Origin of the sequence: Streptomyces sp. NPDC006193 (assembly GCF_040613915.1) — a bacterium.
Classification (GTDB): domain Bacteria; phylum Actinomycetota; class Actinomycetes; order Streptomycetales; family Streptomycetaceae; genus Streptomyces.
In genome coordinates this window covers 1-19850 of the sequence record NZ_JBEXTB010000026.1, presented here as the reverse complement: position 1 = coordinate 19850, position 19850 = coordinate 1, and the positions used below count along the sequence as shown (strand labels likewise).

The following is a 19850-nucleotide window of genomic DNA, read 5'->3' as shown; positions in this document are numbered from 1 at the left end:
ACAGACGCCCGGCCGGCACTGTCTCGTCTGCTCCCGCCTCATCGGCCAGGTGGATCTGCTGCCCTGCCAGAGCGATGACCTGCCAGGTGCTCTTTCGGAAGCGGACATGCGCTCCGACCTGCGGCACCGGCCGCCCGCCACGCCGCCGCTCACCGGCCGCCCTCACTGTCCTGGCCACCGGTGCTGACGAGAACATGTGCGTTGAGCGGGACGTCCACAGGTGCGGTGAGGTGTCCGTGCCTCAGGGCGTGGAAGACGGCGGGGAGGACTTCGATCGGGTCGCCGACCGCTTCGGTGCCCTCGATCAGCGGCCGGGGCCGCACGCGCGCACGCCGCCGGCTCGACCCCGCACAGCTCGACAAGCACACCCCGCCCGGCTTCGTTGAGCACGATCGCCGCATCGGCCCGTACACCGCCGCCGTCGTTGCGGGCGGGGGAGTTGCGGCACGTCCACAGCCGCAGCACACCGGCAGCCGGCAGGCCGTAGCGGTCCGCGGCCCGGCTGATCAGTGGCGAGGTCAGCTCCCCGGCCGGCGGCACAGTCCGTAACGCTCCTGCTCTCACAGCTCTCCCCGACGCCCTGTCCTGCTTCCGCCCCGGCCTACAGCTCGAACTGCAGGTCGGCAATGTCCGGCCTCCGTGCCTGCCGCGGCATCGCGCCGGGCGGTGCCGGGGAGCGGGGGTTCGGGGGCCGGCGAAGGCCCCCGGCGGCCATCCGCCCCAGCCAGTTCAATGCGACGGGGCGTGCAGCAGAGAGTCGGGCAGGTAGGCGGACCGGACGCCCAACTGCCATCCGTGTGCAACGGAGGCAAGCGTGGCCATCGCAACCGTCCTGACCGGCAGCAGGGTGCCGGGGGCCGGGTCCGTGCCGACGTGTGCGCGGTGCTCCAGCAGTTGTCCGGCAAGGGCCTGCTCAAAGGCCCCCTGATCGTCGTTGAGCAGGGTCCGAAGCAGGTGCTGGTCCGGGTCCAGGGCACCGGCCGCGTCGAGCCGCTCAGCGGCCCGGGCTCGCGCGTCGGGGTCGGGCTTGTGCAGCGGGACGGAGCCGGGAACGGCCCCGGGCACTGGCCCGTGAACGACGGTGAGGTAGTCGCACAGCGCGTCCATCTCGGCGAGGTCGGCCGCAGTGGATACCGACTCCCGCGTCGAGCAGGGCACCCCGTCGCGGATGGCGGGCGCGTAGTCCTCGCGCAGCAGGGGACCGATGACCCGACTGCGCTCCCACATCAGTCCGCTGATCACGCACAGGGCGAAAGCCTGGACCCAGGTCTGCGCCGTGGTCGCCGGTGAGGCCGGTTCCCAGGCCTCCTCGTAGTGGATCTCCTGGCTGGTGAGCGTGTCGTCCACGAGGGGGAGGGGGACGTCCCAGTCGCCGTCGGGGAAGGTGCCCAGCGCCAGCTCACCGAGAGCACACTCCGCGGCGGTGATCAGGACCTTCCGCGACCACGGCGCCTCCAGGGCGGGATCTGCCAGAGTACGAGCGCCGGCGAGCTCCAGGAGGTCGCCGCGCATCTCTCGGAGTCCCTGCCGCAGGGGACGGATGCCGTGGTGGCGCAGGTCGGCCCAGTGCTCGAAAGCCCGGTGCACCCCGCGCTCGAGGGTGTCCTCTATCCGCTTTCCGGCCACGTCGTGACCGGCCACGTTCTTGATCGTCATATCGGTCATCCTGGCAGCGGGGACTGACAGCCCAGCAGTGGGTCACAGGCCTCGGGGAAGGTGGCGCGCGTCCCGGGTCAGGCGCCGCCGAGGGCGTAGCTGGCGTCCTGCGGCACCGCGAAGGCGAGCGTCCAGGGCTTGTGATCCGGGGGGGGGACCACCCGGCCCGGTGCATCCGCGTAATCGACTCCGGGCCTGAAGCGGTACGGCCCCCGGATGACTTCCTCGGCTTCAGCACGCTGCTCGGGTGTCAGACCGGTCATGTGGTGTGTCCGGGAGCCCAAGAAGCGGGCTGCGGTGAGGTCATCTTCGAGGCTGCTGATGCGTGCTTGTAGGGAGGTGTTCTCGACGGTGGCCTCTTCGAGCCGGCGGGCCAGTTGATCGCTGTGGCGGGTGAGGCTGTCGGTTGGGGTCGTCAGCTCTGGAGTGTGGAGGGTGTCGAGTTGTTGGCCGAACTGGTGCTGTAGGGCGCCCTGGAGCTGGTCGCGCTCGGCACGCAGTTGTCGGCTCTCTTGGCGGGCGAGGTCCAGTTCGGCGCGCAGAGTGACGAGAGCCGCTGCGGGTGTGCTGCGCGGGGCGGGGATGGTGCGGACTTGGCGGACCTGGGCACCTTCCGTGTGCTCGCGGATGCCGACGGACGACGAGCGCGGCGTCACCGGCGGCCAGGACCAGGCGCTGGAGTTCTGCGGGATCGAGCGCTTCGGACTTCCGTTGCACCGGCCGCCGCTCGTCGAGCCCGTGCCGTCGGGCAAAGGCCGACGGCTGCGGATCCTCCCTGCCGGGGGAGCTGACTGGACTCCCGCCGCATGTGACCGCGGGCTGCGGAAGAAATCTCGATCGACATCTCACATCTCATCGTTCGACAGCGTCTACAGGTCGGCGCGCACGATGAGACAAGGGAACTCTTTGTGCTCCTAGTCGCGCTTCCGGCACCTGTGGCCGTCGGGAACATCTTTGCAGAAGCATCATCCGCACGGCAGGAGAAACAGTGAGAAGCGACATCTCTGTAATTGCAGGATCTCTTTCGACATTGATATTCGCAATATCGACGATGCCGATGATTTTAAAGGCTGTACGCACGCGCGATCTTTCCTCTTACAGTGGCGGAAACCTCGTTCTCAGCAATGCGGGGAATGTCATCTATGCCATCTATATTTTTGACCTTCCGATCGGGCCGGTCTGGGCGCTTTACGGCTTCAATCTGTCGGTGAGCATGGTCATGTTGGCCCTGTGGCTTCGCTACAGGGCGCAGCGCCGAACATCCTCGCCAGGCATGGGCTCATATCGCGATGACTTTCGACATGGCAGCGACAAGTCATCTCGGCTCGAAGTTTCCTACGCTGCCGCTCGTCGGACGACAAACCAGCGCTGACCTGCCTCAGCAGCACGAGAATTCGGCCTTTCGATCGCGACTGTTTCACAGACTGTTGCTCTGCGTATTCAGTCGTAGGAATCGGTGCCAGGCCGATCCGCCTTCGTCGCGCGTCTCGGCAGAGCGGTCGGCACCGGCTCCACATGAGATCTCACGTTCTGCGGGTGGCACCCGTCTACAGGTCAAGAGAGAGGAGCGGCAGATGAACACCCGACACGTCGTGATCGAGACGCACCTGGGGCCGATCACGATCGTCGCCAAGGACGAGACGATCACCGGCCTGTACTTCAGACATCATGTCCGCCGGTCAGCGCACGAGACGTTCGGACCCGAGGCCGGCGACTCGACGGACGCGCTGCTGGGCGAAGCGGTCCGCCAGCTGCGCGATTACCTGGCGGGAGGGCGCAGGCAGTTCGATCTCCGCTCGCGGCCGAGGGCGACTCGTTCCAGCATGCCGTCTGGGACATCGTGAAGAGCATCCAGTGCGGAGACACGACTACCTACGGCCACATCGCCCAGCAGGTCGGAAGCCCCGGTCTCGCGCAAAGGGTCGGCCGAGCGGTGGGCGCGAATCCGCTGTGCATCTTCGTTCCGTGTCACCGCGTCGTCGGCGCCGGTGGGGCCCTGACGGGGTACGCCGGCGGGCTAAGGCGCAAGCAGGCACTGCTGGAGCTCGAGGAGCCGCCTGCGCGCGATGCCGGACGGTTGTTCTGACCGTGTCTTTCATGTTTGCCACCGCACGTACGTCTTCAATGGGATGGACATGAAACAACCGTTCGAGAGCGTGGTTGCGCAGCACGGTGCCACCGTGCTGCGCGTCTGCCGGGTCGTCCTCGGCCCGCATGATGCGGACGACGCGTGGTCCGAGACCTTCCTCTCCGCTATGCGCGCCTATCCCGATCTGCCGGAAACGGCGAACGTGGAGGCGTGGCTGGTGACGATCGCGCACCGGAAGGCGATCGACGTGCTGCGTGCCGCGAAGAAAAATGCCCTGCCGGTCGACGAAGTGCCGGAAAAGCCGACAGGGCAGGGCCTCTCGAACGTCGAAGCCGTCGGGCTGTGGGCCGCAGTGAAGGAATTGCCCAGCAAGCAGCGTCAAGCCATCGCCTACCGATATGTGGCGGGACTGGCGTACGCCGAGATCGCGGAGATCCTCGGCGGCACCGTCACGGCGGCCCGAAGAGCCGCTGCCGACGGACTCAACAACCTCAGGAAACATTATCCGGGCGCGATCACGAAAGGAGCATCATCATGAGCGACGAGCACAACGATGACGACCTCGCCGTCCTGCTGTCGACGCCCGTGGACGACGGCACTCTCCGTCGCCTCCACCGCCGTCTGGAGCAGGCCGCAGAGCAAGCCGACCTGATCGACGTCGCTTACACGACCATCGACTCGCCCGTCGGCAAGCTGCTGCTCGCCGCCACCCCGAAGGGCCTGGTCCGTGTGGCGTACGCCGGTGAGGACCATGACCAGGTTCTGGAAGCCCTCGGCCACAAGCTCAGCCCGCGGATCCTGCACGCCCCGAAGCGGCTGGAGAAGGCGGCCCGCGAAATCGATGAATACTTCGCCGGGCGCCGCCGGGCCTTCGACGTGCCACTGGACCTGTCCCTGTCACGCGGGTTCCGGCGCTTGGTGCAGACGCATCTGCCCGAGATCGGGTACGGACAAACCTGCAGCTACCGTGACATGGCCGAACTCGTCGGCAGCCCCAAGGCTGTCCGGGCGGTGGGCACGGCCTGCGCGACCAATCCGCTGCCGATCGTCGTGCCGTGCCACCGCGTGCTGCGCACCGACGGCACCCTGGGCGGCTACATCGGCGGACTCACAGCCAAGACCACGCTGCTGGAACTGGAGGCCGCGGTATGAGCACCACGGAAGCGGCCGGGCAGACGACGGACCGGTGGCACCGTCGCGTCGAGTCCGGCGACTGGAAGGCGATCACCGCGGAGGTCAACGAGTACGGCGGCGCGCTGCTGCCGCAGTTGCTGACCTTCGAGGAAACCGTGGAGATCAGGGAGCTGTACGAGCAGGACGATCTGTTCCGCAGCACGATCGACATGGGCCGGCACCGTTTCGGTGAGGGCCAGTACCGGTACTTCAACGCGCCGTACCCGGAACCGATCGAACGGCTCAAGCAGGCGCTGTACCCGAAACTGCTGCCCATCGCCCGCGACTGGTGGACCAAACTCCGCCGCCCCGCGCCATGGCCGGACTCGTTCGACGACTGGCTGCAGATGTGCCACGACGGCGGCCAGACGAAGTCCACGGCGATCCTGCTGCGCTACAGGAACAAGGACTGGAACGCCCTGCACCGCGATCTGTACGGTGACCTCGTATTTCCGCTGCAGGTGGTGATCAATCTCAACGAGCCCGGCGTGGATCACACGGGCGGTGAATTCCTGCTTCTGGAACAGCGCCCGCGCGCCCAGTCCAGGGGCACGTCCACGCTGCTGCCGCACGGCCACGGATACCTGTTCACCACCCGCGACCGGCCCGTCAGGTCCGCTCGCGGATGGTCCGCCGCGCCGGTCCGCCACGGCGTGTCCGCCCTCCGGTCCGGCAGACGTCACACCCTTGCTCTCGTCTTCCACGACGCCGCATGAACGACACGAGGAACACCTACACCCTTCTCGGAGCCGACGGCCGTCCCTACCGGTCGCCACTCAAGGGCAAGTGGGGCGGCCACCGCGGCTCGAAGATCTACGGACGACTCGACTGCCCCGCCGCACTGCGCGCCATCGCCCGCGGCGGCTATGTGAAGCACCGGGTCTTCTTCAGCGACGAGGCCACGGCAGTCGCCGCCGGATTCCGCCCTTGCGGTGCCTGCTGCAGAACCCGCTATCAGCGCTGGAGGGCAGCCCGGGAGAACAACCGACCATGGACCCCCTGAGCAGCCCCCTGCTGAAGAGGCAGGCGAACTACGACGCAGACCTGACGGCCACGGCCACCGAGGTCGCGGCCCTCGCCCGACTGGCTCGCGCCCGCCGCGCCCACACCATCGTGATCGGCTCCGGCCGCACTGCGCACGCCCTTGCAACCTCGCACCTGATCGCATCGGCCTTCGACCGCGCAGGAGGCACCGTCCTCGCTGCGATCTCCTGGCCCGAAACCGGGGCCTCCTGGCTGCGCCACGCATCACGGTTCGCCGACGCAGACCCCGACCTCTGGGTCATGGCCGGCCCGGCGACCGGCTGGGCGCAGATGACCCGGCGGCTGCTGTGGTCGACCCCCTGGAGCCCCGAACGCACCCTCGCGACGGCCGCGATCGGAGATCCGCGCACGCTCGCACTCGTCGGCCTGACCCATCTGAACGGCCTGGCCGGCACGACCGACCACGGCACCAGCTGGCTCGTCGAGGACGACTCCCTCCAGCACCACATCAGCACGGAGAACAGATCATGACAGCGGGCGCCGTACCCGAAGAAGCGGCCGAGCCGGTCTGGACGGCCGTCGGCCGGCAGATCGCCCGCGACAGCCGCTTCAGTCAGCCGTACCGGGGCGTAGTGCCCGGCGTATGCGGGTGTCGGCGGTGCGGTCGTCGGCGATGTGGCTGTTGTGAGCTTGGGCGGGTTCTCGTGCGAGGGCCGGCCCGGCCTGCTGGGTGTCGAGCTGGGCGAGCACGCCGACGTGGAGTTCGTAGTCCGCGGGGTGGTCGCCGACTAGAGTCAGCAGAGTGTCGACGGCGACACCGGCGGCTCCGGCGGCGACCCGGGCCGCGAGCTTGCACCACCCGGGTGGTGGCGGCGTCGTCCATCGACCAGGCCGGGACGCCGGCCAGTCCCTCGAGGTCGTCGAGGACCGAGCACAGGAACGCCTCGATCGGATGTCCCGATCGAGAGATCTCAATGCGTCCGGTGTGCTCGGCGCTGGGACCGTTCCAGCACCGCCACCGACGGTCTTGACCGAGAATCCGGCTCAACCGCAGGGATCGGGGACAACCCGACGTACGCGGAAGCCTGTGGACGACTCGTGGTCATCTCCACCGAGCGGACCCGGAGCGCGCCGCCGCGCCGGCTACCCCAGCGCGAGGACCAGGCCCGCTGCGACCAGCCCTGCCGCCGTCACGCCGTGGACGCCGAAGGCGGTCGCGCGCCTCCCGCCGCGGGCGAGCACGATGACGGCGTCGGCGACCGGGGTGAGCGCGGCGGCGACCACCAGCCACCCCAGCACCGTGGTGCCCCCGGCCGCCCAGGCCACCAGCAGCACCACGCCGGAGGTGATGTCGCGGACGCCCTTGGTCGCGGCCAGGGCGCGCACGTCGTCCGGACGGACGCCGAAGTCGAGGGTCGCCCGCTGCGGGGCGAGGAGGAACCGGGTGCCGAGGACGATGATGGCGACACAGGCCAGGACGGTCAGGGAGAGGGCGGCGAGGTGCATGGGAGATCCTTCGACGACGTTAACTTGCGCTGTTATATAACGACGCTAGCATGGAGTCATGTCTCCCAGACCAGCACCGGACCTCGACGCCCGCCGCGAGCAGATCAGCCGCACCGCCCGAGCCCTGGCCGAGTCGGAGGGCTGGGCCGCAGTCACGATGCGTCGCCTCGCCGGCGAACTCGGCGTCACGCAGCCGGTCCTCTACTCGGCGTTCGCCAGCCGCCAGACACTCATCGACGCGGTGGCGCTGGACGGCTTCACCGAGCTGGCCTCGGCCCTCGAAGCGGTGCAGGCCGTGCCGCTGGCACGGATGCGGGCCTACCTCGACTTCGCCGCCGCCCACCCCCGGCTGTACGAGGCGATGTTCTCGCTGCCCTCGGAGCTCGCCTTCGCCGTCGACGACAACCCCGCACCGCTGCGGCGCGCGTTCACCGCCCTCCGCGACGTCGTCCCCGACGCCGACGGCACCCGGGCGGAGGTTGTCTGGTCGCTCCTGCACGGCCTGGTCACCCTGCAGGCCGCCGGACGCCTGACCCCCGGCCAGGCCGAGGCCCGACTCGCCCTGGCACACCGCATGGCTACGCAGCCGCCCCCGCGGGAGGACCTCTCGTGAGCAGCACCCTCGTCGGTCCGGACTCGGCCGAGTACGCCGCCGCGACCCGACCGAGCAACTCCGTCACCCCGCAGCAGCCCGCCCGGGTCGCCCCGGTGGCCGGACCCGACGACATCGCCCGCGCCCTCGAAGAGGTAGCCACCCTCGCAAGAACCTCAGGAGAGCTCCTGCAGATCGTGCCCCAGGCCACCGGCCACGGGGCCGGCGCGCCGGTCGGCGCCGGGGCGGTCCTGCTCGACACCTCGCGGCTCACCGACGTGGTGATCGACCCGTCCTCGCGCACCGCCACCGTCGGAGCCGGTGCGACCTGGTCGGCCGTGAACACCGCCGCCGAACGACACGGCCTGCTCGGGCTCGCCGGCTCGGCCCCCACCGTCTCGGTCTCCGGATACACCTTCGGAGGCGGTGTCGGGTGGCTGGTCCGGCGCGACGGGCTGGCCAGCGGGTCGCTGCGTGCCGTCCGCTACGTCGACGGCAGCGGCCGATCCCGCACCGCCACCGACGACGCCCCCGACACGGTCGACCGGGAGGCCCTGTGGGCCTTCCGCGGCGCAGGCGGGGTCGGGATCGCCCACACCCTGGAGCTCGACCTCGTGCCGGCGCCGGACCTGCACGCCGGCGCCCTGCTCTGGCACGTCGAGTCGCTCCCGGAGCTCCTCGCCGCGTGGGCGGCCACCGTCAGGGCCCTGCCGATCAGCGTCTCGTGCAGCATCTCGGTGCTCCACGTGCCGCCGCTCCCCCTGTTCCCGCCCGCGCTGCACGGCAGGGTCGCGGTCCACCTCGCGATCGCCGACCCCGACGGCCCCGACGCGGCCGCGCCCCTCCTCCGGGCGATGCGAGCCGCCGCCGAGCCCGTCTCCGACACCTGGGGCCCGAGCGACGCGGCCCGACTGGCCCGCATCCACCTCGACCCCCCGGTCGCGACCCCGGCCGTCGGTGACGCCCGCTGGCTGGTCGCCTCGACCCCCGACATCGCCGAGGCGCTGCTGTCCACCGCGGCGGGCGACGACTCCGCGCTCGTCCTGCTGGAGATCCGGCACGTCGCGGGCGCCCCGGCCCGCCGACCCGGGGCGGTCGTGACTCCGGCCGGGGACTTCGTCGGCCACGCCGTCGGGACGCTCGACCGCGCCTCCCGCGAAGAGATCGAGGCGGCATTCGCGCGGGCGCGGTCACTGTGGGCAGCCGCCGACGCGGGCTCGACCCCGGGCTCCTGGATCGACGGCGCGGCGGGCGTGCCCGACGCGCTCCCCGCGGACGCTCGCCGTCGGGCGTCCGAGATCGCGGACGCCGTCGACCCGAGCAGGCGGATCCGTCGGTCACGGCTGCTCGGCTGAGCCCCAGGTCCGGCCCAGGCCCGACGCGCGCGGTCGGCGGAGCAGAGGAACGACTCACCGCCGTCGCGGGCGAGGGCCCAGCCGACCCGGATCACCGCGGCCCGATGCTGCCGCTGCTCCTGGACGCCGCCGCGCGCAGCACCGAACGCGGCCCGGCCTGCGCCGCCTGGGCCGCAGACGTGTGGGTGCCGGCTTCCCAGCTGGCGGTCAAGCAGGGCCGACACCGCAGCCACCCGATCCGGCGACCCCATGGGGTGCTCGCCGCCGCGACCCCGCACCGGCCGTACGGACGGGACCCTGATCCTGCTCCAGAAGGCGCGTCCTCACCGGCCCGCCACCGCCCGCAACTTCGCCGCCCAGGCCGAGGAGAACACCCCCCGCCTCGCCCGCCACCCGCGCACAGCCGTCCCCGGGAGCTGACCGCGGCCACTGCGCCCGTACGGGATCGGGATCTACCGCCCACTCGGCGACGTCGACACCGCCCAGGCCCGCGCCCACAAGGTGCCGCCAGCGCCCGGCATTGTCCCGGGCGACGTCGGCGCCGACTTCCACCACCAGCTCCGGTCGGGTCGCGCGCGTTACGGCGTGCACAGCTGCACGTGCCCGCACGTGCACACGAGCCGGGACGTGCGGCGGGGGCGGTCCGGGGGCCGGGGCCGGCGGGTGCGGCGGAACGGGTTCCCGAGCGCCGCTGGCGGCTGGTGGGGGCGGTTCAAGGCGCGGACGCCCACACCCGCAGACACCCGCCCGCGTGAGGCGCTGCCCGGCCAGGGCCGGCCCCGGTGGGGCGGGCTGCGGAGGCGCCGGGGGCGGTCCGGGAGGGGTCCAACGCGTGCCGCGCGTGACGCGTGCCGCGCCCGCCCGCGTGAGGGCGCTGCCCGGCCGGGGTGGTCCGGGGCAGGCGGTCACCGCCGGGTGTCGCCCCGGTGCTGCCGGCGTCCGTACGGCGAGGGCGAGAGCGGCGATGACGAACGCGAGGGGCACGTTGACCCAGAAGACGGCGCGCCATCCCAGATGAGCCACGAGAACACCGCCCAGGAGCGGACCGGACCCTGCCGCCGCCGCACAGGTGGCCGCCACGCTCCAGGGAGGACAGCCAGCGGGCGCGCGAAGCCGCCCACGGCCCCCGACCACAGCTCGCCCCGGCGACGGCCCCGCCGCAGCCCACCCAGCAACCCGGCACCCACCACACGCCGGGCCGAACCACAGGAGGAGTCACGTGAGCACCCCGGAAGAACGCCCCAACCCCGACGACGCACTCGCCCGCGCTCGTGCCGCCCGCGAGCAGATGGCCGCTGCGCTCAACGAGGACCAGGAGCCCGACGAGCCTCTGGGTCGGCAGCCGATCCGGAAGCGGCCCCGGAAGCCGAAGTCGAAGGCGGCGAAGAAGGAGGAGCTGCGTAAGCAGCGGAAGCGACTCCGCGAAGCCGGGAAGCGCCGCCTCGCCGCCGCGCAGTCGCGCCGGCCCCGCTCCCGGCAGAACCGGATCGGCAACGCGGCCGCGCGCCGCGATGCCCGCGCCCTGTCCCGAGTGCGGCACTTCACCGCCTGGCTGTGGTGACGATGCCGGACACCCTCCACCCCACCGGGTGAAGCCCGCTGAGTGGAGCCCATCCGATGGACTCCATCGAGTGGAGTCGGGTGGAGCCCACCCGCTGGGCCTCTTCAGAGTGGACGCCACCGAGTGGACTCCCCTCTGATGCGCACCGCGATCTCCGCCACCGCGCCAGGTGCGCACCACCAGGCGATGGTCGGCACCCTCGCGCGCCCCGGCGCACCGCATCGGTGCGCGCACCGTCGACCGGCCCCCTTGACCAGGTGCAGCCTCACGCGCGTCGGCACCCCTTGACCAGGTAGCCGCCCGGCACGTTTCTCCTTGACACAACACGCTCCGGCCGCCGATCAGGCCGCGGTCGAGGGGGCTCGTGATAGAGGAGGCCCATGCGCACCTGGTGCGGCGCGGTGGTGCGCATGGTGCGGTGGACCTGCCCGGCGGTGGTGCGCACCACCGCCGATTTCGGCGCGCACTACGCGATGGTCAGGCGCACCGGGCGCGAGCCGTTCGGTGCGGGGTGCGCATCGAGGGTCTGCCCTACGCCGACGGCCTCCAACTGGCGCAGGACATCGGCGACGTTCTCGTGGTCCTCGGTGAGGAACTGCGCGGCGAAGTCGATGACCGCGCGGGCGATGCCCTCCGCCGCATCCGGCCCGGCCTGCGTCCAGATCCGCAGCGAGGTCACGAAGACACGCCCGAGGGCCTCCAGGGCGAAGAGGTCCTCGCACGGCTCGCCGGCGTCCGGGCCAGGCAGCGCGGTGACCGGGACGAGCGGGATCAGCGGCTTCGCGATCTCCCACAGCCCGTCCGCAACAATCCAACTCCATGTACCCCGCCCCATGACCGGCTCAACGAGCCCTCACCCCATGGGACATGGTCTTAGAAAGCACCGGTTGCCTTGCCTGCGAGGTAGGGCATCGGTGTATCGCGCAGCGGCCACTCGGTCTCGTCGACGACAGCGGCAAGCGGATGCACGCCTACGCCGGAGCACGGTCCGACGGGCACGCCCCGCGGGAGGCGCCACCGCCGAGACCGTGCCCCGGCCGTACCGCTACGCGGGTGCGTACGTCGACCCGGCGGCCCTGTACAAGATGGGAGCCCCCTACTACGACTCCGCCCTCGGCCGCTCCGCCCAGTCCCACCCGTCCGGCCAGGACCGCCGCTGCGGCGGCGGCCATGATGGTGCCCGCCTCCCGTACGCGTGCTGATCCCTTCTCCGGGGCGCATCCCCCGTGAGAGCTACAGCAGTTGTCCATCTGCGGGCGATTCGCTGACGGGGACGGGTTTCTAGCGTGGTTGTCAGGTCGCAACCTGCGCGACCGCTGACAGGGGAGGCCACATGAGTACGTCCACCGCACGGCACGCCGACGGCCCCGGCCCGGACACGGTTTTCCACGCCCCCGACGCCCCCGACGCCCGCGGCGGCCGTCTCGGCCGCATCGTCCGCTCTCCGCTCGGTTGGATGCTGACGGGCCTGGTCGGCGTCGGCCTGGTCTCGTCCCTGACCGCCACGGGTCCTGGTCCGGTGCCGGTGCTGGGCGCGGTGGCCGCGGTGGCCGTGTACTGGCTGGTCATGCGTCGTGTCGCGCGATGCTCGACTCCGGAGATCGCCCGGCGGGGAGCCGGCCGGGAAGCGCTGTACGGCGGCGCGATCGGTCTGGGTTTCGTCGTGGTGTCCGCCGTGCTGATCACGGTGTCGGGGGGCTACTCGTTCTCCTGGGCTGGCCATGGCGTCATGGCGGTCCTCTCATCTGCGGTCATGGTGCAGATCGCCGCCGCGGTCACCGAGGAGTTGCTGTTCCGCGGTCTCGCGCTGCAGGCGCTGGAGCGGCTGTGGGGCAGCCGGGCGGCCATCGTGATCACCGGGCTGTTCTTCGGCATCGCCCATCTGGGCGCTCCGGGCGCCAGCGCGTGGAGCGCGTTGGCCATCGCTTCCGAGGCGGGCGTGATGCTCGGCGCGGCGTTTTTGTGGCGGCGTAACATCTGGTTCGTCGCGGGGCTGCACTTCGCCTGGAACACCGCCGAGCAGCTGCTCGGCATCCCGGTCTCCGGGCACGCCTCCAAGGGCCTGTTCACCGTCGACGTGCACGGTTCCGCCGTGTTGACCGGCGGTGGCTTCGGCCTCGAGGCGGCGCTGGTGCCCGTCGTCATCGGTGTGCTGCTCGCCGTCCGCATGTTCGTCCTCGCCCGCCGCGGCGGCAGGTTGCTGCCCCGCCGATCCGCACGACGCATCCAGGCCGGCTGACCGGAGGAGACGGTAGTGATATCCCGCCAGGCGCCCTCCAGCAGCCGTGCGCTGCTGGGGGCGGCGTTCGAGCGGTGGCAGGAGCGGGACGGCTTCCTCAAGGACGGCGTCCTCGCCCTGCTGCTGGCCCTGTTGGCGTTCGTGCCGACCCTGTCCACCATCGGAGGGCAGATCGGGGATCTGCCCGAGCGGCCGGCGAATGCGCTGAGTATCGCGCTGATCCTGGCCCAGACCCTGCCGCTGGCGGCCCGCCGGCGATGGCCCGCGCTCTGTCTAGCTGTCGTCGCGGCCGCGTTCGCCGTATATCAGGCGCTGGGCTTCGCGACGACGGTGGCGAGTTGGGGGCTGTATCTGGCCCTGTACTCGGCCGGAGCTCACCAGGTTCGCTTCCGCCGGCATCTGGCGGGCGTGGTGAGCGCGGGCTACGGGGTACTGGCCCTCGTCCTGGACCACCTCGGCTCACCGCAGACCATCGCTGACTATCTCGCCTTCTATCTCACGGTGGCCGCGTTCTGGCTGGTGGGCAGCACCGTGCGCGCACGGCGGGCGGGGGAGGAGCAGCGGCGGCGGCTGACCGCCGAAGTGGCCGCGGCCGCAGAGCGGGCACGCATCGCCGGCGAGCTGCACGACGTGGTCACCCATCATGTGACGGCCATGGTGGTCCAGGCGGACGCGGCACAGTTCCTGCTCACCACCGCACCGGACAAAGCCGGCGAAGGACTTGCGGCCGTCAGCGACACCGGCCGCCGGGCGCTGACAGAGCTGCGCTACCTGCTCGGCGTGCTGGAAGCGACCAGCCAGTCAGCCTCCGCCGGCCCGGCGCGCGCGGACCGGGCACCCACCCTGGGCCGGCTCGCAGACCTGGTCGAACAGGCCCGCAGGTCGGGCCTGCCGGTCGAGTTCGATGAGCAGGGCGAGCGGCGGGCGCAGCGCCTGGACGTGGAGCTGGCCGCCTACCGGGTGGTGCAGGAGGCGCTCACCAACGCGATGAAACACGCCGCGGGGCAGCCGACACAGGTCCTCGTCCGGTACGGCGAGGAACGTATCGACATCAAGGTGACCACCGACGGGCCCACCGCCCTGCCGCCGGCCGCAGCCGCCGCGCACGAACCGGCCCCGGTCGGCGGGCGTGGACTTGCGGGCCTGCGTGCACGGGCGCGGACGGTCGATGGTGAACTGGAGGCCGGACCCCGGCCCGAAGGCGGGTTCGAGGTCCGCGCCACCATTCCCTCCAAGCCCGCATCGGAGTGACCCCGTGAGCGATGCGCCGCCACCGATCCGTGTGCTCGTCTGCGACGACCAGGCACTGGTGCGCACCGGCTACGTCACCATCTTCTCCGCCCAGCCCGACATGGAGGTCGTCGCAGAGGCCGAGAACGGGCACGAGGCGGTCCAGGCCGCCAGGCGCCTGCGTCCCGATGTGGTGGTGATGGACATCCGGATGCCCCTGCTCGACGGCATCCAGGCGACCCGGCAACTGGCCGGCCCCGACGCCGAGGCACCGCCGAAGGTGCTGGTCGTCACCACCTTCAACGTCGACGCCTACGTCTACGACGCCCTGCGTGCCGGGGCCAGCGGCTTCCTCCTCAAGGACGCGCCCCCGGCGGAGCTGGTGAACGGTATCCGGACGGTCGCCCGGGGCGAGTCCCTGCTGGCCCCCGCCGTCACCCGCCAGCTCATCGGCCACTTCGCCGAACACCTGCACCCGGCCGATGCATCCCGGCCGGCCAGACAGGACGTGGTACGGGCCCTGACCCCACGCGAGCTGCAAGTGCTCCGGCAGATCGCCGAGGGGCTGTCGAACGCGGAGATCGCCGCACAGCTCTTCATCACCCCCGAGACGGTCAAGACCTACGTGTCGAGGATCCTGGCCAAACTCGGCCTGCGCGACCGGGTCCAGGCCGTCGTCCTCGCCTACCGGATCGGCCTGGTGTCCGCCACAGGCTGACCCCACACGCTCGTCCGACTGGACCCCGAGGGGGTACGACGCACACCGACCGCCGGTCTTGTGCGACCGGCCTGCACGGCCGAGCCACCAAAGCCTCGCGCAGTTCCCGCACGAACGTTCCTCGGCATGAGCACGATCAATCACAGGCCTCTGGATCCCCACCGAACCCGGATCCGTTCCTCAGTTGCCGCTGCCGGGCAGCACCCAAACTTCGCACAGGCGCTGTGGGTGCGGATCGGGCCCGGGGGCGAACGCCGCACACAGCGGGCGGCGAGCAGCCAGTGGCAGACGATCAAGTGCAAGCGCTTCCTGCTGCTCCTGGACGGGCTTGCGGAACCGCCGCGACGAGTGGAGGAGTTGTGGGTGCGTCACCTGTAGCGGTACCTGATGCCGAGGCGGCAGATGCGCCGGGGAATGTCCGCCCGCGGAAATTGCAGGATCTGCTCCGGATCGTGTGCGTCCTGCCCGGTCAGGACCGGCTGGACGGTGCCGTGGCGGACTACGCCGGGCAGCCCGGCCACGGCGTGGACGTCCAGCTGACTGCTCGCCCCGGGGCGCCGCAGCTTCTCCAGGAGGCTCCCGGCAGAAACCTGCTGCGTGGTGACCAAGCGGAGCAGCGGCAGCGGCGCGTCCCCGAGGATCTCCAAGGCATCGCACCAGGAATTGACAGAACGCCACAGATCAGCACTGGTGGAGTCGATCTCTCCCTGACCGCCATGATGCTTGGACTGCACAAGCTCGACAGGAACTGACCCGTGCAGCAGGTCAATGTCGTCCAGCATCTCCATGCGCAGCGTGGCCTCTGCGTCCTTCAACCACCGCTGCGCCAGCTCCACCAACACCCACTCGCACTGGTAGAGGTAGCCCAGCGTCTGGCCACCCGCTGAGCGGGGCATCTCCTCTGTCACGAAGCGCGTCACTCTGGACACAGCCAGCAACTGGATGAGAACACACTCATAAGATCGCACATCGGTGCAAATCTCCGCTGACTCCGATTCCCGTACGCAACCCCTATGCCCACTCCACTCCCAATTCCCGTAGTGCGGCGCGCTGTTCTTGGTCTAGCCGGTCGCGTCTGGCGCGGGTGTTGGAGACCCAAACGCCGAGCCTGACGGCCACGGGCTCGGTCCCGCCGTCGACTGAGATCTCTTCGCTGTGGCTACGTGGGACGGGCCGCTGGGCGCCTTCCCGCTCGACCCACTGGGCAAGGGCCGTCAGGCCGCGCTGAAATGCCTGCTGGGCCTTGCTGGGGCCCTTCACCGTGCGCCTGGTCGCCGGGGCGGCAGAGGACTTCTCCAGCGGCTTGATGCCCAACGTGGACAATCGCTCCTGCTGCTCGGTCGACAGCTGCGCCCAGACGGCCGGCTGCTTCTGCTGCTGGAGCCACTTGCCCAGGTCGTCGCCGTCAAAGGTGACGCCGGGCGCGATGTCGGGGAGGCGGCCGTCGGCTTCCACCAGGTCGGTGAGGATGCGGTAGTGGCGTTGCCAGTTGAGCGGCCAGGGGCAGTTCCAGTCGGGGTCGATCGCGGCAAGCTGCGCCGCACGCACGGCGGCTCGCTCTGGGTTCTTGCCGAGGCCGTTCTTCGCCCCTTTGCGGCGGAGGTTGGCCATGTGCTGCCCGATCGGCACCTCCACCCCGTCGGCGGGGTCGGTCCACACAGCGTCCTGGCGCGGGGCGAGGTGTCCGGTGGCGCGCCGGTACGAGCGGAGCGCGGCGAGCTTCGCTTCCCAGGCCTCCTCGCCGGGCTCCCACACCATCCCGGCCTCCGGCAAGTCGAGCAGCTCCTTGCGGTGAGGATCGAGTTCACCGGCGCGCAGGGTCTTGCGCTGCTGGTGCACCCACCGCCCCAGCGGGAAGTCCTCGGTGACGCCGACCTCGACCTCGGTGTCGTACGGGACGGCGTACAAGCCCGTGATCCCGTTCTCCCGGCGCCAGCGCAGCAGCGCCTCATACCCCTCCAGCCACGCCAGCGACTCCGGCCGGTAGACCCGGGTGCGCAGGAACGCCGCGATGGTGGCGGCGTCGCGCGGGCTGGAGAAGTGCAGCAGCGCGGACTCGGCCGCGGCGTCAGCACCGTCCTGCTCCTGGCCCTCGCCGTCACCCTCGCCGCCGGCCCCGACGATCCGCCCTTCCTCGTCGCGCCGGACATGGACCTTGCGCTTGCCGCTCGTGAGGGCGCGGGAGGCGAGCTGCTCGACCAGACGCTCATCATGCGAGCGCAGGCCCTGGAGCACCGCTACAAGGGGGCGGAAGCTGGCGGAGGCGACCATGTCCTGCGGATCCTCGCCGGGCTGGAGGAAGACCGGCACGATGATCCGCGCGACCTTGGTGGAGCCGTCGCGGTTCAACCTGAGCGCCCGGCCGATGTTCTGCACGATCTCCACCTGCGAGCCGCGGGTGTCGGCGAAGCAGATCGCCTCCACACCCCGCTCGCCGGTGATGTCCACGCCCTCCCCGAGCACCCGCACCGAGGCGAGGAACGCCCGGTGCACGCGCCGGTTGTTGGCGTCGATGCCGTTGGCGAACTGCCGCAGGATTTCGCGCCGCTCGCTGACAAGGTGGTCGCCGCACAGCCATGCCGACCACATGCGGTCCGGGGGTACGTGGCGGCCGGCCTCCAGCTCGTAGAACTCTGCATCGATCGATGACGGGGGGATCTTGTCCGCGGCGGCCAGGTCGGCGTCGGAGACGTCGTTGACGTACAGCTCTGCAGCGGTCTCCGGCAGCTTCTCCGCGAACGCGGCGGCTTCCTCCACCTTCTGATGGAACGTCATAACCGTACGCAGGTTGTACGCCGCGGCGTGCTCCAGGAGCGCCGTCTGCAGGAGCGCCATGCGCCGGCCCCGCAGCGCCTCGTCCGACTCCCCGAGAACGGGGGAGGGGTCGCGGATCTCCAGCACGTCGATCTCGAATCCGGCGAGGATGCCCCGCTCGATCGCCTCGCTCAGCCCGAGCTCGGCGATCCAGGGGCCGTAGGTCTGGGAATCCTGGCCCATCGACGCCAGCACCAGCTCCTCGCCGTCCGCGCCCTTCTGGGGCCGGGGCGCCGCCAAGATGCGTGGGGTCGCGGTCAAGTAGAGCCGGAAGTCCGCCCGGATCCGCTGGTTGTCGTGGATCGCGGCCCACGGCCGACCAAGATCACCGGCGGTGCCGTGGGCCTCGTCCACGATCGCGAGGTCGAAGCCTGCCATCTGCTGCCCGTAGAGCCGCTCCCCGCCCGCCAGAGCGGCCTCCAGCGGCCCGCGAACCCTCCGCCGACCCGTCGGGTCCTCCGGGTCCTCGCGGTCCACCAACGAGGCGTACGTGGCGAACACGACCACCGGCCCGGACCCGGCCCACAGGGCGAGCTGGATAGGGTTGGTGGTGGTGCGCACGCCCAGCTCGTTGAGCACCGGGTCGTTCTCCAGCGAGCACACCGCCACCATCGGAGAGCGGTGGCCCACCAGGCGCCACGCCTCGGCGGTCTGCACGAGCAGGTCCAGGGTCGGCACCGTGACGAGGATCCGGCCGCCCGGGAAGCACTCCAGCGCGCACGCGGCCGCAGTGATCGTCTTGCCCGAACCGGTCGCTGACACGATCGTGCCCCGAGCACCCTCCGGGGGCACAGATGATCTTGCAGGGAAGCCCACCCATTTACGGAAAGCCGCCTTCTGGTCAACCTGGTGTTCCTTGAGCTGAATACCCGGCATTTCAAAATCCTCCCCTGACTCGTTTCCTGACCGCTTCGGAAAATCACCGGGACGGCATGAAGGGCGGGACTGGCACCGTACCGTCCTCGCCCATCACGACCCGCTCGGCGAGCTGCGCCAGGACCTGGGCGGGCATGAGCCCAGCCCGATCGACCGCCGCCCGGATCAGCCGGCTAGGCGCGGCAGACAGCCACAGCTCCGCCCGCAGCTCATCCGCCTCCTCCCGCCGCCGCGCCTCGAAGGCGGCCTTGGCCGCGAGAGCACTGTCACGCCGTTCTGTGCGCTCCTGAGTCCACGTGGAGCCTTGGGTGTCCCGCTCCAGCTCGTACGCGCCCCAACCGGCCTGAGCCATCAAGTCCCTGACGCGCTGCCACTCCACATGCTTTGCCTCCCAGATGGCAGCCAGCCGTTCCGGGTCCGTCTCTAACTCGGAGAAGGAACCGCCCCGCCTCAACTGCTCCGCCGTCTCACGCTTGCGGGCAGCAGCCTCCGCGACCTTCTCCGCAACGGCGGTCATATCGAGACCGTTTGCCTGTCGCCTAATCTGATCCCGCGCCACATCCTGAGCACTCCACATGCGGTTTCCCTTTTCCTGTCACCGAGCCCCGGCCCGGTCCGGGTGGTTGGGGGGTGTCTGGTGTTTCCGCCAACGGTACATACTGCATCAGTCTGATGCACGCGGTACACTGGAACCCACACGAACGAGCGCCCCCCACCCTCGTAGCCAGCCCGGCCCGCGTCAGCGGGCCCCAACGGTTCTGGAGGCGCAGCCGGAAGGACCGTCAGGCGGGGGAGCGCAGCGGACCCGCCCGGGAGTGCGGAGCACTCCCCAACTCCCGTACTGTAGGCCCCACTAAGCGCACCGTCACACCCCGAGTGGCCCGGCCGCGCATCGCGCGGCCCGCCGGGCGCGCAGCGGCCGGCCCCACCGGCCCCTGGAGCGCAGCGGAGGGGGGCGCCCGCGCATCGCGCGGGCGCGCGGGAGCGCAGCGACCGCCCCCGATCGGGAGAGCGGGGGGGGGGGGGAGAGGGTAGGGGGGGGGGTGGTTTTGTGGGG

Annotated in this window: 24 protein-coding genes; 16 read left to right on the top strand and 8 right to left on the bottom strand. The window is 70.8% G+C overall.

Annotated elements, in window-relative coordinates:
* Positions 1 to 729: 729 nt before the first annotated feature.
* Both ABZ261_RS22140 and ABZ261_RS22135 read right to left on the bottom strand, forming a co-directional pair.
* Positions 730 to 1656 (bottom strand): immunity 49 family protein, encoded by a 927-nt coding sequence (locus ABZ261_RS22140; protein ID WP_356861696.1) that lies wholly within the window; start codon positions 1654 to 1656, stop codon positions 730 to 732.
* A 77-nt stretch (positions 1657 to 1733) separates the two neighbouring features.
* Positions 1734 to 2408, bottom strand: coding sequence for a hypothetical protein (locus ABZ261_RS22135; RefSeq protein WP_356861694.1), 675 nt, complete (start codon positions 2406 to 2408; stop codon positions 1734 to 1736).
* Positions 2409 to 2644: 236 nt separating this feature from the next.
* Here ABZ261_RS22135 and ABZ261_RS22130 point away from each other — a divergent pair, with 236 nt between their 5' ends.
* The 8 genes from ABZ261_RS22130 to ABZ261_RS22095 all read left to right on the top strand — a co-directional run bounded on the left by ABZ261_RS22130 (position 2645) and on the right by ABZ261_RS22095 (position 6433).
* Positions 2645 to 3028, top strand: coding sequence for a hypothetical protein (locus ABZ261_RS22130; protein ID WP_356861692.1), 384 nt, complete (start codon positions 2645 to 2647; stop codon positions 3026 to 3028).
* A gap of 202 nt (positions 3029 to 3230) precedes the next feature.
* Positions 3231 to 3500 carry a hypothetical protein gene (locus ABZ261_RS22125; protein WP_356861690.1) on the top strand — a complete coding sequence of 90 codons (270 nt, stop codon included), beginning with the start codon at positions 3231 to 3233 and terminating at the stop codon, positions 3498 to 3500.
* Complete coding sequence (locus ABZ261_RS22120) at positions 3497 to 3742, top strand: MGMT family protein (protein WP_356861688.1); 246 nt, start codon at positions 3497 to 3499, stop codon at positions 3740 to 3742. The genes ABZ261_RS22125 and ABZ261_RS22120 overlap by 4 nt, the downstream gene beginning before the upstream one ends.
* 49 nt (positions 3743 to 3791) lie before the next feature.
* Positions 3792 to 4283, top strand: coding sequence for an RNA polymerase sigma factor (locus tag ABZ261_RS22115; protein WP_356861686.1), 492 nt, complete (start codon positions 3792 to 3794; stop codon positions 4281 to 4283).
* Complete coding sequence (locus ABZ261_RS22110; protein ID WP_356861684.1) at positions 4280 to 4897, top strand: methylated-DNA--[protein]-cysteine S-methyltransferase; 618 nt, start codon at positions 4280 to 4282, stop codon at positions 4895 to 4897. Before ABZ261_RS22115 ends, ABZ261_RS22110 begins: the two co-directional genes overlap by 4 nt.
* Positions 4894 to 5634, top strand: a complete 741-nt coding sequence (locus ABZ261_RS22105; RefSeq protein WP_356861682.1) for a 2OG-Fe(II) oxygenase — start codon at positions 4894 to 4896, stop codon at positions 5632 to 5634. Before ABZ261_RS22110 ends, ABZ261_RS22105 begins: the two co-directional genes overlap by 4 nt.
* Positions 5631 to 5921 carry an Ada metal-binding domain-containing protein gene (locus ABZ261_RS22100; RefSeq protein WP_356861680.1) on the top strand — a complete coding sequence of 97 codons (291 nt, stop codon included), beginning with the start codon at positions 5631 to 5633 and terminating at the stop codon, positions 5919 to 5921. The genes ABZ261_RS22105 and ABZ261_RS22100 overlap by 4 nt, the downstream gene beginning before the upstream one ends.
* A complete protein-coding gene (locus tag ABZ261_RS22095; RefSeq protein ID WP_356861678.1) occupies positions 5909 to 6433 on the top strand; it encodes a hypothetical protein in 525 nt (174 codons plus the stop codon). Before ABZ261_RS22100 ends, ABZ261_RS22095 begins: the two co-directional genes overlap by 13 nt.
* Before the next feature lie 612 nt (positions 6434 to 7045).
* Here the strand turns inward: ABZ261_RS22095 and ABZ261_RS22090 are convergent.
* Positions 7046 to 7408, bottom strand: coding sequence for a DUF4267 domain-containing protein (locus ABZ261_RS22090; protein ID WP_356861676.1), 363 nt, complete (start codon positions 7406 to 7408; stop codon positions 7046 to 7048).
* Between the two features lie 58 nt (positions 7409 to 7466).
* Between ABZ261_RS22090 and ABZ261_RS22085 the strand changes: the two genes are divergently transcribed.
* Positions 7467 to 8021 carry a TetR/AcrR family transcriptional regulator gene (locus ABZ261_RS22085; protein WP_356861675.1) on the top strand — a complete coding sequence of 185 codons (555 nt, stop codon included), beginning with the start codon at positions 7467 to 7469 and terminating at the stop codon, positions 8019 to 8021.
* Positions 8018 to 9355: an FAD-binding protein gene (locus ABZ261_RS22080; protein ID WP_356861673.1), complete on the top strand. Its 1338-nt coding sequence runs from the start codon at positions 8018 to 8020 to the stop codon at positions 9353 to 9355. Before ABZ261_RS22085 ends, ABZ261_RS22080 begins: the two co-directional genes overlap by 4 nt.
* Before the next feature lie 207 nt (positions 9356 to 9562).
* On the opposite strand, the gene ABZ261_RS22075 is transcribed toward ABZ261_RS22080, so the two are convergent.
* Positions 9563 to 10378 carry a hypothetical protein gene (locus ABZ261_RS22075; RefSeq protein WP_356861671.1) on the bottom strand — a complete coding sequence of 272 codons (816 nt, stop codon included), beginning with the start codon at positions 10376 to 10378 and terminating at the stop codon, positions 9563 to 9565.
* A gap of 196 nt (positions 10379 to 10574) precedes the next feature.
* Here ABZ261_RS22075 and ABZ261_RS22070 point away from each other — a divergent pair, with 196 nt between their 5' ends.
* Positions 10575 to 10916, top strand: a complete 342-nt coding sequence (locus ABZ261_RS22070; protein WP_356861669.1) for a hypothetical protein — start codon at positions 10575 to 10577, stop codon at positions 10914 to 10916.
* Positions 10917 to 11382: 466 nt separating this feature from the next.
* Here ABZ261_RS22070 and ABZ261_RS22065 read toward each other — a convergent pair whose 3' ends face one another.
* On the bottom strand, positions 11383 to 11751 hold the full coding sequence (locus tag ABZ261_RS22065; protein ID WP_356861667.1) for a hypothetical protein: 369 nt from the start codon (positions 11749 to 11751) through the stop codon (positions 11383 to 11385).
* Positions 11752 to 11944: 193 nt separating this feature from the next.
* On the opposite strand from ABZ261_RS22065, the gene ABZ261_RS22060 reads away from it, so the two are divergent.
* The 5 genes from ABZ261_RS22060 (at position 11945) to ABZ261_RS22040 (ending at position 15481) form a co-directional block, all read left to right on the top strand.
* A complete protein-coding gene (locus ABZ261_RS22060) occupies positions 11945 to 12118 on the top strand; it encodes a hypothetical protein (RefSeq protein ID WP_356861665.1) in 174 nt (57 codons plus the stop codon).
* 131 nt (positions 12119 to 12249) lie between these two features.
* Positions 12250 to 13155, top strand: a complete 906-nt coding sequence (locus ABZ261_RS22055; RefSeq protein ID WP_356861663.1) for a CPBP family intramembrane glutamic endopeptidase — start codon at positions 12250 to 12252, stop codon at positions 13153 to 13155.
* A gap of 15 nt (positions 13156 to 13170) precedes the next feature.
* A complete protein-coding gene (locus ABZ261_RS22050) occupies positions 13171 to 14406 on the top strand; it encodes a histidine kinase (RefSeq protein WP_356861661.1) in 1236 nt (411 codons plus the stop codon).
* A gap of 4 nt (positions 14407 to 14410) precedes the next feature.
* Positions 14411 to 15103, top strand: a complete 693-nt coding sequence (locus ABZ261_RS22045) for a response regulator transcription factor (RefSeq protein ID WP_356861659.1) — start codon at positions 14411 to 14413, stop codon at positions 15101 to 15103.
* Positions 15104 to 15331: 228 nt separating this feature from the next.
* On the top strand, positions 15332 to 15481 hold the full coding sequence (locus ABZ261_RS22040) for a hypothetical protein (protein WP_356861657.1): 150 nt from the start codon (positions 15332 to 15334) through the stop codon (positions 15479 to 15481).
* On the opposite strand, the gene ABZ261_RS22035 is transcribed toward ABZ261_RS22040, so the two are convergent.
* From ABZ261_RS22035 to ABZ261_RS22025, 3 genes are all read right to left on the bottom strand, one after another.
* Positions 15472 to 16011 carry a hypothetical protein gene (locus tag ABZ261_RS22035; RefSeq protein ID WP_356861655.1) on the bottom strand — a complete coding sequence of 180 codons (540 nt, stop codon included), beginning with the start codon at positions 16009 to 16011 and terminating at the stop codon, positions 15472 to 15474. The genes ABZ261_RS22040 and ABZ261_RS22035 overlap by 10 nt on opposite strands.
* Before the next feature lie 103 nt (positions 16012 to 16114).
* Positions 16115 to 18793 carry a Helicase associated domain protein gene (locus ABZ261_RS22030; RefSeq protein WP_356861653.1) on the bottom strand — a complete coding sequence of 893 codons (2679 nt, stop codon included), beginning with the start codon at positions 18791 to 18793 and terminating at the stop codon, positions 16115 to 16117.
* A 43-nt stretch (positions 18794 to 18836) separates the two neighbouring features.
* Positions 18837 to 19310 carry a hypothetical protein gene (locus ABZ261_RS22025; protein WP_356861651.1) on the bottom strand — a complete coding sequence of 158 codons (474 nt, stop codon included), beginning with the start codon at positions 19308 to 19310 and terminating at the stop codon, positions 18837 to 18839.
* Positions 19311 to 19850 lie beyond the last annotated feature (540 nt).